Below are 15,260 nucleotides of genomic sequence, written 5' to 3'. Positions count from 1 at the left end.
TTACTTTACAAAATTCCTAATTAAAATAAAATCTTAACCACTATTGTACCAAAATTTAATTATTTGATTTTTAATTATATAAGAAAGAAAATAAATTTTAAATGGTAAAATTTTTTTACAGGTAGTGTAAAAATATTTTACATTTATCGATTTTACCCAATGTACTTAAGCCCAAGTGAACACCAACCTACTAACTTGCTTTTTTGAAAGTTAAGCTCCTTGAAATTTTCCTATAGACTAGTTTGCAATTGATAGGTTTTGTAGCATAATCATTGACTCCTAGTCTAAAAATTTCTTTTCTAGTCTTATCGGTACTGTCCGCCGTTAAAACAACGATGGGAATATTTGTAACTTTAGATGAAACCTTGCCTCCCCTTATCATGGCAATTGCCTCAAAACCGTCCATGACGGGCATTTGAAGATCCATCAAAACGATGTCGAAATCCTCTCGGCAAAGTAAATCGAGACCTTCTTTACCATTGTTGGCGATGCTAAGTGTTGTATTTTTCCACTTTTTAGCCATTAATTTAATCACCTGTTGGTTCATTTTATTATCCTCTACCAATAGAATACGGGCACCGTCCAAATCATATGCTTCTTCTTCGTCCTTATCTACTAGGGTGGTATTCAATTCCGCATCATACCCCAATACTAGATTGACGTTGAATTTGGTACCTCCGCCTTCATTATTCTTTATATCTATCGTGCCATTATGTAAGTCTACATAATTCTTCACAATAAATAAACCCAACCCTAACCCACTGAACTCTCTTTTATCCAAAAAAGACTTTTTGGTGAACGCTTCGAAAATAGTGCTCATTTTCTCTTTGGTAATTCCTGTTCCAGAATCGGAAACTTCAAGATTCAAATAGAATTTTGATTCTTCCTCTATTCTATATCTAAGATTAAAGGTAACTTTTCCAGTAGACGTGAATTTAATGGAATTGTCCAATAAATGATCTATTATCCTAATCAATTTTAATCTGTCCCCTATGATTCTTCCGGGTAAATTGGAAGGGATATCGATATTGAAATCCAGACCTTTTTGTTTTGCTTTTAGCTGGTTTTCGTCCAGTACTTTTTGAATTGCCGTTGATATATTAAAGGGGCACTGCTTCAATTCTTGATTTCCTTTTTCAATAACTGTAAAATCCAGAATGTCATCTATATGACCCAATAGGTTTTCGGAGGAATTCAGGATTAGTTCACATTTTTCACCAATCTCCTTTTCCTGTTTTTTCTCCTTTAGGGAATGGGCTACACCCATTATTAGGTTTAATGGCGTTCTAAGTTCATGGCTAATGTTGGATATAAAAGAGGACTTAATTTCGTTCATATCCTCAGCACGTTGCAAAGCCAATAATTGGTTTTTCTCATTTTCCATACGCAGTGTACGTATTCTTTTGCTCATGGATATTGATAAAAAAGTGATTTCCAAACCAATACCGAATTTGGCCCCGTTATCGGTAAAAAAGGAACTCTCAACGGCATTGAAGTTGTTAAGAATAAAAACGATGAAACCGAATACCAAAAATGAGATACCCATCACAAAACTTGGGTCTACGGATATTTCTTTTTTTCTATAATAAACCAATGTAGTTAGAGCCTGGACCAACACAACGAGACCAATGGCATTTGCAATGGGGTAGGTAATTGACAAAAATCCTGGTATTACCACTAAGGCTCCCAGAGCTATCAAAATTACCAAACACATACCTAGGTAAGAATTGTAAAGCCATTTGTTCTGTTTTTTTACACCCAAAAATTCGCTTCCATATTTCACAAAAAAGAGCAAGGATAATAATGCGGTCAGTAAAACGGCGTAATTAGAAAGCCAACCTCCATTTGGCGTGATGTACTGGTGAAAAAAACCATCCAAGGAAAACTGCATCAATGCGATGAAAAATACATAAAGGCTGTAATATGCAAAGGCAACATCTTTGAGTCCAAAATAGAAAAACAGATATACTATAAATGCCATAAATAAAATACCATAAAAAAGCCCGTAGAACATTTGTTCCTTATAGGTGGTTTCCAAAAAATAATCCGTCGGAATCAAGTCTAAAGGAAGCATTACAACTTCCCCATCGCTTTTAAGATGAATAATCCCTGATAATGTACTATTTGATGGAATGAACACCTTAAAAACAGACTTACGATTCCGGACACTTTTTTCTTGAAATGGAATTACATCCCCACTTTTTTGTAAGGATATAACTTCATTGTGGCCAATTTCATAAAATGTAGCAACATCAGTTATTGGCCTTGCCGTTTGCAAGTATGCAAAAAGATCTTCGTTTGAAACATTTTCTATTTCAAATTTTATCCATAGATGGTCTTTTGTAAAACCATAATTGTTTTTAAAATCCTTTAGCGGCCTAAAATTTAAATTACCTTCATTTTTAAGAATGTAATCAATGCTATGAACTTCGTCACCGGCAACATACATTGTAGCATTGGATTTCAATGAGGTTATTACATTTAAATCTGTACTTACCTGTATTTGCGCGTTTAAAAAGGTTATACCAAATACAAGAAAAAGGAAAGTGATCCTAGTTGAAAATAACTGTTCTTTTGATAGCATAAACGTAAGTAGGTTTTACAAACTTACCTTTGGGTAGCAAGTTTATTTTGGAAACCAAAGTACTATACCCTGATTTTTACAACTATTTAAAAAACGTGAGTTATGGTTTTATTGTACTTTTATTGGCTCTACGGTAAAGAAAACTCGTCGAAATAATCCCTAGCTTGTAAATCCTTATCTTTATAAGGAGTTGCCATCTATTCCGTTCGTAAACTTTTTACCGGGTTTGCCATTGCAGCTCCGATCGTTCTAGTCCCAATAGTTAAAAAAGCTATAGCCACAGCCAGAATACCTGAAACTGCAAAAAACGCCCAGCTTAAATCAATCCTGTATTCATAATTTTCCAGCCATTTTTTAAGAAACCACCAAGCGATTGGAGAAGCAATCAAAAAGGCAAAAAGAACTAATTTTAAGAAATCCTTTGTCAGAATAAAGGTTATATTGGCCACGCTCGCACCTATCACCTTTCTTATACCTATTTCCTTCGTGCGTTGGGTAACTACCAGAATAGACATGGCAAAAAGGCCAATACAACTTAATATTATGGCTATTAGGGCACCACTGGTTATCAATAGAGCCATGGACTTCTCACTACGAAAGGTCCTATCTACATTTTCATCCAGGAATGAACCTAAAAAATCTGCATTGGGCTCCAGTTTTTTATAAGCATTCTCTACGGCCTCAAAACTATTCGCCATATTTGAAGAAGCCACTTTCACATAGGCATAGGTCAACGGCAAATCCTTACTCATATAAAATGTGATAGGTTCAATAGCTTTGTCCAAATCCTCAAAATGATAATCCTTAATAACACCTAATATTGGGCTTGTTTCATCACTGTCAATTGGTAGGGAAGCTGATAGGATATTCTCTTCGCCCAGTTGTTCGGCCATTTTTTCATTGATAAGAATTCCTATACTATCACCTATCCCGTTAAAGTTTCTGCCTAATGCCATTTCAAGTCCTAGGGTGGGCACATAATCAGGATCCACTACTAAAAAGTTTGTCCTTATAATTTTACCCTTGTAATCAAAGCCGATAACGCTCGATGATCGACTACCATCCTTGCCTCGGCCCAAATTGTTATCAGCACCTGAGACCTCCAATATATCCGGATTGCCTCTTAGCTCATCCTTTAGCAAATTTAGCAGGGCATAACTCTCCTTTTTTCCGTTCAAAGGAAAGGAAAGTACATGAGCTTTATCATACCCCAAATCTTTGTTGCGCATATACTCTATTTGTCCCCTCAGCACAAGTGTACCTGTAATCAAAAGAATCGCAATACCAAATTGCACGACCATCAACAAATCCCGTAACCTATTTTTACCGTTACTTTCCAATTTCCCCTTTAGGGATTGAATGGTTCCCAATTTGCTAAGTACTAATGCCGGATATCCTCCAACACTAAGGGTCACCAGTAGAACAATCGTAAAAGACAGACTCCAAAAGAGCGGTGTGGTTAAGGTATCTATAGAAGCTTGCGTACTAAAGGCGGTTTTAAAATCATCGAAAAGTAACAAACTGAGTAAAACGCCCATAATGGCCGAAGCCATAAAAATTAGAAAGCTTTCTCCCCAAAATTGAAAAAATAAGTGTTTTCTTTTTGCCCCAAGAGTCTTACGCATCCCTATTTCCTTGAGACGCTGGGAACTCTTGGCAAGACTCATATTTACGTAATTGACACAAGCAATGAAAAGAATTAGGAATGCGACGCCCATGATAAGATACGGCACACTTCTGCTTACCTCCGCATACCCTTTTCGGAAACTAGTAAAGTGTTTGTCCCTTAACGGTAATAGTTTAATTTGCCTATATAGTCCTTCCTCATTTGGGGAAGCCCCTGAATTTTTAGCATTCTCGATTACATCCTTATAATGAAGATTTACAAAGGAGTTTGTGTTTTCTTCAAATTGTGCAGCCGTAACATTGTCCTCAAGTTCCACGTAAACAGAATGATATTGTTCATTCCAAGTTTCTTTGGTATCCAAATATTCTGGATTTCTTTCAAATCTTAAAGCGATTTCAAAACCCATATTCGTGTTCTTTGGCAAGTCCTTGGCAATGGCCCCAACAGTGAAAGGTTCTTGTTTGCCATTGATCAAAACATTTATATTCTGTCCGATTACATCAGTCCTTCCAAACAGTTTATTGGCGGCTTCTTTTGTTAATACTACATCACCCAAATTTTCAAGAATATTACCGTTGACACCTTTTTCAAGCGGAAAACTAAACATGGTAAAAAAATCCTTATCCACCCAATTTGCATTTAGCATAAGTTCCTTTTCACCATTAATAATCAAAGACACATCTTCCAAAAGCCTAGTTGTCTTAGCTATTCCAGGAACTTCGGTTTTCAATGCTTCCGCAAAAGGTGTAGGTTGGCTAATACCTGCTTCTGAACCATCCTCGGTTTGCTGAACTATATAAACACCATAAATTTTTTCCCTGTTTTCATGAAAATTTTCATAGGAAAGTTCATAAAAACCTGCCGTCGCCAATAAAATGGCCACTCCAAAGGCGGTGGTTAAACCTACCACATTAATGGTAGTAAAACTTTTGTCCTTCCAAAGATTTCTCCAAGCGATTTTTAAATAGTTTTTCAGCATGATTTTGTTTTACAATAAATGATTAAATAAATTTATTCCGCCCTTAAATTTTTCAAAGGTTTTAGCAAGGCGGCACTTATGGACTGATAGCTAATGGTTAGCAAGGCCACCAATAAAGCGATAAAGCCGGCCATTAAAAATATATCCCACCCAATATTTATTTTATAGGCAAAATCTTCCAGCCATCTGTTCATCATATACCATCCTACCGGTACGGCGATTAAGATGGAGAGTAAAATCAACTTCATAAAATCCAAGGTCAGCAATTGATAGATACTTTTAAAAGGCGCACCAAGTACTAACCGTATACTTATTTCTTTTTTTCGCTGTTCCACCAAAAATGCTGATAAAGCGAACAATCCAAGGCACGCCACAAGAATGGCGAACATTGTAAAACTGTTGAATATTTTTCCCATCCGTTTTACATCGTCGTGCATTTGGGCATATTCCTGGTCAAGAAATGTAAATTCAAATGTTTGATTGGGCACAAAATCATTCCATATACCTTTAATTTTCTCAATGGCACCATCACTTACCCCATTGGCAAGTTTCACTGAAACCATACTGGGTGCATTCCCCAATACCAAGGTTAGAGGCTCTATATCCTCCTTTAAATTTTTAAAATGGAAATCCTCCAAAACACCAATGATGGTCCAATCCTGGCCATTATTTATCTGTCTTCCTAATGGATTATCCAATCCCAACTTTTTGGCCATGCTGGTATTGATAACAATGGCCGAGGAATCATTGGCAAATTCCTTGGAAAATCCTCGTCCACTTTTCATTTGGAGGCCTAATGTGTTTATATAGTCATAATCTACCCTCCAGATCTGTGCTGGAACGGACCTTTCCTCTGTTCCCGATGCTGATTTCCTAAAACTATTTCCATTACGCTTGGTTCCCTCAACCGGAAGATAATCACTGATGGATACTTCCTTCACCTCTGAAAGTCCCAATAACCTTTCCTTAAATGCCTGAGCCCGATTGTTCAATAGGTTTGCCCCTTGCACCACCAATACCTGTTCTTTATCGTAGCCTAGTTTTTTATCCAGGATAAAGTTCATTTGTTTGTAGATAATCAGAGTTCCTATGATCAGTACTACTGAGGTCGTAAACTGAAAAACGACTAGACCACTTCGTAGACTACCACTTTTACTTCCTATACTGAGGTTTCCCTTAAGGACATTCACAGGCTTAAAGGCGGATAAATAGAATGCTGGATAAAGACCCGCAAAAAGGCCAATCACCAAAGTCGAAACAACGATAATAGGTAAAAACCACCACGAAGCCCAAGGCATTACTATGCTTTTGTCAGCTATGGAATTGAAGTTGGGCAATAAAAGCCAGGCCAACAAAACCCCTATAAAAAATGAGATAAAACTATAGATTATGGATTCGGTCAAAAACTGGCTTATCAAATTACCCTTAAATGCCCCAACCGTTTTTCTGAGTCCAACCTCCTTTGCCCTATTGGCCGATTTTGCCGTGGAAAGATTAATGAAATTTATGACTGCCAACAAGAGAACAAAACCAGCAATAGCAGCAAATAACCAAACAAAACGTATATCACCATGTTTGAGTCCGTCCCCCATTTTTATATCCGACTTCAAATGAATATCTCCAATGGGTTGTAGTTTGTACTCCAGGGTTTTCAATACTTCCATAAAATCCTCGCCCATCCCCCTTTCCATTTGGGCTGGAATAAAATAATCCTCCAAAATGGCGCCCATTTTTTCTTCCAGGGCAGGGATATTGGTGTTTTCATCCACTAGCACATAGGTAAAATAATTGGTTGTGGTCCAACTGGTATTTTTGTCTTCTATGACGAGTAAAAAATCAAAATCAAAATGGGATTTGATAGCGGGATTATTTTTTACAATTCCCGTTATGGTGTAGGGCTTGTCCGTGTTATCATCCAAAAACAAGGTCTTTCCTAATGCATCGCCATTAGGGAAATACCTTTGGGCCTTTTCTTCAGTGAGTATTATACTGCTAGGGTTTTTAAAAACCTCATCCCTATTACCCTCCAAAAAGTCCAATTCCAATATCTCTACTGCCCGCTGATCGGCAAAAACGAAACCGTCATCCAACATGTTTTGTGAAGACCCTTGAATCCTTAGTGCCCTTTTTCCCGCACCGAACAATTCGCTTGTATTTATTTTACCGGCTTTCTCAATTTCTGGATAGTTCGATTCCAAAGTTTCTGCAAAAAGTCTTTGAAAATGAACACTTTTCAAAACCTCTCCATCCATGGTTCCCTGCATTACCACCCTAAATATTCTATCCTTTTTTTGGTAGTGATCATCATAGCTCAATTCATTATTTATAAAAAGGGCTATTAACAAGCATGCTGCTATCCCAATGGAAAAACCGCCTATTTTGATAATAGTAAAGAGTTTGTCCTTTTTTATATTTCGCCAAGCGATTTTTAAGTGGTTTTTAAGCATACTATTCGTTTCTTGATGAGATGATGAGCCTAGTTGTGATTAGGAAAACTAATTTCATGCCAATTCAATAAACATCTGATTTTAAAACACTTAAGTTTTATAAATACCAAGAGACTGTAAAATATTTGGACAAAATATGTACAATATATTTACAACCTTTTACTAGTATGATAAAGATTTATGGATTTATGCTTTGGTTACATTTTGGGTGTTCCTGTGTGTTTTGAAATTACGTGAAACTTGTTGTTTGGAGTTGCTTACTCCGTTCGTAAACTTTTTACAGGGTTGGCCTTGGCGGCTTTAATCGCCTGAAAACTTACAGTAAGTAAGGTTACACCGAGTGCTCCCAACATAGCCAAGGCAAAAATCCACCACTTTAAAACTACCCGATACGGATATTCCTGAAGCCATCCGTTCATAATGAAATAGGCAATGGGGACAGCGATAAAACAAGAAATGATGACCAATTTTAAAAAGTCTTTGGAAAGCATGTTCCATACATTGAATATAGAAGCTCCCAATACCTTCCGAACACCAATTTCCTTCTTACGCTGCTCCGCAACGAAGGATGTAAGTCCAAAAAGTCCAAGACAACTGATCAAGATGGCCAAAGCCGTGAAGACCCCGGACAGGGTTCCTATGCGTTCTTCCGAAGCAAACTTTTCTCCATACTGACTGTCCACAAACTCATATTCAAAAGGGATATCAGGGAAGTGCTCTTTGAACACCCTTTCTACTACTGCTAAATTCTGTCCAGCACTTTGGTCAGGGTTCAATCTAAGGTTATAATAACTCCCATTATTGAACCGATCATATACATAAATACCTTGTTTCACGGGTTCGTAAGGAGATTGGGTAATCATGTCCTGTACTACGCCGATAATTTTCAAGGGAGGCCCCGGGTCTTCCTCGTCATCGTCCTTTAGAAGTTTCCCTACGGGGTCTGGCATGCCCAAATACTTTTTGGCGGTTTCATTGATGAGTACGCCCAAGGAATCCGTGGCATACTCCCTTGAAAAATCCCTGCCCTCCACTATTTTTAAGTTGAGCGACTTGGCATATTCCGGTGAAACCTCGGTCCAGGCCAAATCTTCCTGAAAACCTTCCGGTTTTCCCTCCCAGGTAAATCCACTTCTATTGGACCAAATCTGCGTTGTGGGACTACTGGAAGTGGACATTTCTACCACTGCTCCAGAACCTATAAACTCGCTTCGCATTAAATCATATTTTCCCTCAAAATCTTGACTGAACGTTGGAATCTGGATAAGCCCTTCCTTATCATAGCCTACCGGTCGGTTTTTTGCATAGTTGATCTGCTGCATTACGATAACGGTGCCAATGATAAAAGCCACGGAAACCGTAAATTGTAATACCACCAATATCTTTCTAGGAAGACCTGCGTACTTGCCGGCCTTAAATGAACCCTTTAGAACATCTACAGGTCTAAAGGACGATAGATATAGCGCAGGATAACTTCCCGCCAATAAGGAAGTGAACAAGATAAACCCAAGAGACACCAGCCAAAACTTGCCATTGGCCCAAGGAAAGGAGATTTCCTTTCTAGACAGTTCATTAAAACCGTTCAATGAAAGAAGTACCATGACCAAAGCCAAAACAAATGCGAAAAGGACCACCAAAAAAGACTCACTTAAAAACTGATAGACCAACTGACCCTTCTGAGAGCCGATGGATTTACGAATACCTACCTCCTTGGCCCTTTTCTCAGAACGTGCGGTACTCAGGTTCATAAAGTTGATGCAGGCCAATAGTAATACAAATGCCCCAATAATGCCAAAAAGCCAAACATATTTGATGCGGCCTCCTACTTGTTTTCCATTTTCAAAACTGCCCCTAAGATGCCAATCCTCCATGGGAAATAGAAAAATTTGTGGATTGAACTCCGCGCTATTCTCATTCAAGGTCTTTTTTACATCCTTTATTTTATTTGTAACACCCGCCATGGTGGTATTATCCACAATTTGTACGAACATTTGAAAAGAATTGTTACCCCATTGGTCCTCCGCATTTCGTATCCATTCATTATTCGCCAAGTACTTTTCCCAAGGAATGATAAATTCGGTATCGTTGAAAGAGTTGTTAAAGGGAATATCCTTGTAAACGGCACTAACGTTCATATCATGCTCGTTGCTCACTTTGATGGTTTTTCCAATAGGGTCTTCACTGCCAAAAAGCGCATTGGCGGTGGATTCCGATAACATAATGGAATTGATTTCCCTTAATCCGTCCCTTTCCCCTTTTATGATTTCCAGATTAAAAAGTTCCGGACCTACACGCTGCATATAATTGCCCGGTCTGGAAATACTCTTCTCCCCATATTTAAGGTAATGGTCATTGGTCCATGAACACATGATCAAATGCTCAAAATTGTCACTATAACCATCCCTCAGGGCCTTTTCAAGAGGTCTAGGTATAGCTGGCCCCGTTCCAGTTTCTCCATTGAAGGTTTGGGACTGAAAAATCTGCGCGATTTTTTCCTTATTCTTAAAATAGCTATTATAGGAAAGTTCGTCCTGTATCCAAAGGCCAATAATCAAGGTGACGGCCATTCCCAATGCCAGTCCACCAACATTGATTAAAGTATAACCTTTGTTTTTTAGAAGGTTTCTCCAAGCAATTTTCAGATAGTTTTTAAACATGATTGATGAATTTTTTGATGCTGCGACTACGCTCAGCACAGGTTGATGTTTTAATAAAGACTATCTTTTTTTATAATTGTGTCACTCCGTGCGTAAACTTTTTACAGGATTTTTTTGCGCAGCATTAAGAGCAACTATTCCAACAAGAACTGAGGTTCCAACAAAAACCAGCAAGCCAACAATTAAAAAGACATACTGCCGTATTTCGATCCTATAGGCAAATCCGTCCAACCACTTATTACTTCCGTAGTAGGCAATTGGCCATCCTATCAACAAGGCAATCACGCTAAAAAAAATGTATTCCTTTACCGTTGTTTTGATAATATGACCGTCTGAAGCACCCAAAACCTTACGAATGCCAATTTCCCTTCTCCTAGCAAGAACCAAGAAAATCGTTATCCCTACAATACCTATAGCGGATAGAAGAATCGCCAAAATATTTAAATGGAAAATCAATTCAAGAGCCTGTTGTTCTTGTTTGTAGAGTCCGGCAAGATTATCACTTAAGAAATTGACTTCCAAAGGAAAAGGCTCGTTCAGGCTTTCATATACTTGGTTGATCTTGCTTACAACTTCGGCTCTTTGTTTTGGGTCAAAAGATATAATGCTCCTACCGTTCATTCGTACCGCTGGGGAAAGTGTGATAAAATAAGGGGTGACTTCCTCTTTCAAAGAAAAGAGATTGATATCCTCAAATATACCTCCAATGGTGAAAGGAAACCCCACTTGGCCATCTTCCGAAATATATTCGGGTTCCGTAATGACCACGGTCCCAATTAATTCCTCTGGTGAAACATTTTTAGCTTTGGCAAATTTTTCTGCCGCAGTTCTATTTATAATCGTAGTTCTTTCTAATGGGGCTTCGACGTTCAGGGTGGTTTCAATACCATAGGCCTTAACGGCCTCATAGTCTAAATACAATTGATTGGCATCATCAAAAATGACATCTACCCCTTGTAATTGATAAGTACCCTGATTATAGGTTTCAATACCTAGATTAGATCCATTACCCACATATTCTATCTCTGGTATCTGACGCAATTTTTCTTGGAAAGCGTCTAGTTTCTCCCCAGAGGAATAGGTATATAATATACCCTCCCTGTTGAAACCCAGGTCCTTGTCTTGAATATAATTCATCTGTCCGTTCACGAAATAAGAAACAGAAATAATGATAATGAGAATGGCAAACTGACTTATGACCAAATACTTCCGAATTGAAAAATGTTCGAACCTATTGTCCTTTAAATTTTCCTTGAACAGGCTCAACGTCTTTTTGTTGGAGAACAAAATGGCAGGGGCAATACTCGCCAATAGCCCTAAAATTACGGCCAGGGCGACCATCATCACCAAGATTTCGGGGTTGTTTAAGAAATTTTCACTGATCTCCACACCCATCAAATCGTTAAAGTAGGGAACCACTAAATGCATCAAAATCGCCAAAAGCGGTAAGGATATTAATGCCAATACAACCCCCTCGAGCATAAATTGAAATGCGACCGAACTGTTCTTGGCTCCCATGGCTTTTTTAATACCGATAGACTTTCCCTGTTTTGACTTCGTCGCCAAAGTAAAATTTGCATAATTGAACAAGGTGATCAAAAGAATAAACAGGGCAAAACCGGTAATCAAGGTTATAAACGAGTAATTCCCCGGCGTTTTTAATTCATAAAGAATATTCGATTTTAAATGAATATCCTCTATAGGTTGTAAAAAGTGTTTTTTATAATAGGGATCATTTACCAAAGTAGGATTAAAGGTCCCCACCGCAGCATTGATTTTTTCGGATATATCGAGATAATTTACATTTTCAGCTAGTCCCAAATAGATTCTACTCCCCCAATAATCAATCCTCGGTTTATTGATGGCTATGGAGAAATCAAAATGGGAGTTGCTGGGAACATCTTCAATTATGGCAGAAACGCTATAATTGTCTCCCATAATATTTAGGTTTTGGTCAATAATTTTAGAAAAATCGTCTGAATTATCCCCAACTAGTTTTCTTGCCGTAGTAGCCGTCAAAATAACTTTGTTCAGGTTTTGGCCGAAGTCATCCAAGTTCCCTTCCAAAGTTTTCCACGAAAATAGGTTAACAAATTCTGATGGGGTGTTGGTTGTTAAAAACCCTTTTTCCTGAATCCTCTTTTCATTCATTTCTATATACTCCAAGTTTTCCGAAGTAATAAACTGGGCCGCTGTTTTCACGCCAGGAATATTTTTTAAACCCTTAATGGTATTTAACTGTTCGTCAGCTGTGGACTCGTTCCATCTTTCAAACCCTACAATACTATAATCTTGGGAACGTGTGGTGCGCCCAAGCCTATAAATATTTTCGGAATTCTTGTGATACTTATCGTAACTATACTCATATTCCAAATAGCTTATGGCGATAAAAACAACGAACAACCCTGCTACCAAGCTAAAAAGATTAATTGCCGTAAAAAATTTATTTCTGATAAATCCCCTAAGGGCTATCTTTAGGCTTGTATGTATCATTGTTTTAATTTTATTCTGTTCGTAAACTTTTTATTGGATTTGCTCTTGCGGCTTTGATTGCTTGAAAACTAACGGTAACAAAGGCAACTATCAGGGTCAACCCTCCGGATATGAGGTAAACCCACCATGATATATCTATTCTGAAGGCAAATTCTTCCAGCCAATTGCTCATAAAATACCAAGAAACCGGTATGGCAATAAGAATGGAAATAAAAACCAACTTCAAAAAATCCTTTGAAAGTAGGCCTGTAATGGTTCTCACGGAAGCACCAAGGACTTTTCGCACCCCAATTTCCTTGATCCTATTTTCCGCAACATAACTTGCCAAACCGAACAAGCCCAGGCAGGAGATAAAAATGGTCAAAAGCGTAAATATATTGGCTAGTTTCCCAGTGGTGCGATGGTCATTGAACTTTTTGGCATAAGCGGCGTCCACAAATTCATAATTAAAGGGATATTCCGGATTGTATTTATTAAAAATCCGTTCGGCCACGGCCAAATTTTGGGCCGTGTTCACCTCTGGGTTCATTCTCATATGAATGACATTGAACCATCCTTTGGCACCTTCTATAACCATAGGTTCTATTTTTTGGAAGGGAGAATTGTAAACAAAGTCCTTCACCACCCCTATAATATGCCAATCTATTCCATTGTCCTTTATTTTCTTACCAATAGGGTCTTCAAAGCCCATTAATTCCAAGGCAGATTGATTTAAAATTGCTGCGGTAGAATCTGTTGGATATTTTTGAAGATCAAAATCCCTCCCTTCTATAAGTTCGAGTCCCATCGTATTTACAACATCATCATCTGAAATCAGTCTATGAACAATGGTCTTATCCTGCTCATTTTTACCCTCCCACTCAAAACCCCAAGTATTGCTCCAACTCTCAGTAATAGGTGAATTGGTCTTGGTTACCGCTGTAAAGGCCCCGGATTCAAGTAATTCGGTCTTTATCAAATCATAATTCTTCTCCATATCACCTTCAAGAGAGCTATAGATCAGGTTGTTCTTAGCGTATGCCAATTGTCTATTTTGAACTTTATGAAGCTGCTGAGTAATTATCAGGGAAGCGGTTATAAGTACTATAGCTACCGAAAATTGAAGAATGACCAACACTTTTCTTGGTGTAACCATCGCATCCACTTTTTTAAAAGTACCCCTTAATACCGATGATGGTTTGAATCCCGATAGATATAGGGCCGGATAACTACCGGCCAACAATCCCGTGAAAATAGTAACCGCTGTAGCCAAGATCCAAAAACCGATACTTGTCAAATCTAAAGAAAGAGGCCTCTCCACCAAATCGTTAAAAGAGGGAAGCAATAACAATACGATAATGACTGCAAAAGTTGCGGAAATGAAGGTAATAAGTACAGATTCTCCTATAAATTGCCCAATCAACAGCTTTCTAGGAGCACCCAATACCTTACGTACACCAACTTCCTTGGATCTCTTTTCACTACGTGCCGTGCTAAGGTTCATAAAATTGATGCAGGCAATAATCAAAATTATTATGGCAATAAGCCCGAACATTCGTATCAGATCAATCCTGCCTCCCTTTTCCACACCATTTTCAAATTCCCCATATAGGTACATACGGGAATACGGGTATAACAGTGTTTTCATATCGGGGGTATCCTTGTCATAATTCTTCCGCAGCGTAGCTATCTTCTCCGAAAAAGTGTCGATATCTGTATTTTCCTTTAAAAGAACATAGGTGGCTACCGAATTATTCCCCCAGTTTTCATCGTCCCAGCCTTTTTGGGTCAAATAGGACCATGGAATTAAAAACTCAAATGTAAACTGTGTATTTGGCGGTATATCCTTTAATATTCCAGTCACCTTAAAAGTATCCCGGTTATCAATTTTCACCATTTTACCCATAGGGTCCTGGTTTCCAAAAATCTTTTTCGCCAAGGACTCTGTTACAAGCACCGAATTAACATCGCTCAAAACGGTGTTTAGATCACCCTGAATCAACGGAAATGAGAACATATCCAAAAAATCCGGGTCTACCATGGTTCCGGTTGCCTTTATCTTTTGGTCGTTCCAAGCGAACAGGAAGGTATTGTCATAAAAATACCGGGTTTCTTTCTCTACTTCAGGATAGTCGTTCTTTATGGCAGGTCCCATAGCTTTTGGGGTAGAATTCCATGTCCAGATTTCGCCATCTACCATATATTGGTTGTTCACCTCGTATATGCGATCTATTTTTTCATGAAATCTATCAAACCCCAACTCATAGTTTATCCATAGAACAATCAATGTAGTCATGGCCAGGCCAATGGATAATCCAAGGATATTCAATAGAGAAAAACTTGTGTTTCTAATTAAGTTTCTCCAGGCTATTTTTAAATAGTTCTTGAGCATTATTTAATTCGTTTTAGCCCCTCCCCAAGGGGAAGGCAGCTGAATAAGATAGATTTTTATTTTTCATTCCTTTTGGATTTCGCACACCATCCTTTGAATAGA

6 protein-coding genes are annotated in these 15,260 nt (G+C 38.2%); all 6 read right to left on the bottom strand.

All coding sequences use genetic code 11. The annotated features are described in order from the left end of the window. Positions 1–190 precede the first annotated feature (190 nt). The 6 genes from F0361_RS08470 to F0361_RS08445 all read right to left on the bottom strand — a co-directional run bounded on the left by F0361_RS08470 (position 191) and on the right by F0361_RS08445 (position 15,158). Positions 191–2,584, bottom strand: a complete 2,394-nt coding sequence (locus F0361_RS08470) for a hybrid sensor histidine kinase/response regulator (protein WP_154918020.1) — start codon at positions 2,582–2,584, stop codon at positions 191–193. Between the two features lie 197 nt (positions 2,585–2,781). Continuing rightward, positions 2,782–5,190 carry an FtsX-like permease family protein gene (locus tag F0361_RS08465; RefSeq protein ID WP_154918019.1) on the bottom strand — a complete coding sequence of 803 codons (2,409 nt, stop codon included), beginning with the start codon at positions 5,188–5,190 and terminating at the stop codon, positions 2,782–2,784. Between the two features lie 32 nt (positions 5,191–5,222). Further along, entirely contained in the window at positions 5,223–7,637 is a 2,415-nt protein-coding gene (locus F0361_RS08460; protein ID WP_154918018.1) for an ABC transporter permease, read from the bottom strand. A gap of 257 nt (positions 7,638–7,894) precedes the next feature. Further along, a complete protein-coding gene (locus F0361_RS08455) occupies positions 7,895–10,294 on the bottom strand; it encodes an ABC transporter permease (RefSeq protein WP_154918017.1) in 2,400 nt (799 codons plus the stop codon). Positions 10,295–10,375: 81 nt separating this feature from the next. Then, a complete protein-coding gene (locus F0361_RS08450; RefSeq protein WP_154918016.1) occupies positions 10,376–12,787 on the bottom strand; it encodes an ABC transporter permease in 2,412 nt (803 codons plus the stop codon). Between the two features lie 10 nt (positions 12,788–12,797). Further along, on the bottom strand, positions 12,798–15,158 hold the full coding sequence (locus F0361_RS08445; protein WP_154918015.1) for an ABC transporter permease: 2,361 nt from the start codon (positions 15,156–15,158) through the stop codon (positions 12,798–12,800). Positions 15,159–15,260: the final 102 nt, after the last annotated feature.

This window comes from Maribacter flavus, from assembly GCF_008386635.1.
In the GTDB taxonomy this organism is placed as follows: Bacteria; Bacteroidota; Bacteroidia; order Flavobacteriales; family Flavobacteriaceae; genus Maribacter; species Maribacter flavus.
Note: the sequence above shows the minus strand (reverse complement) of the source record. Positions and strands in the feature narration are given on the sequence as shown.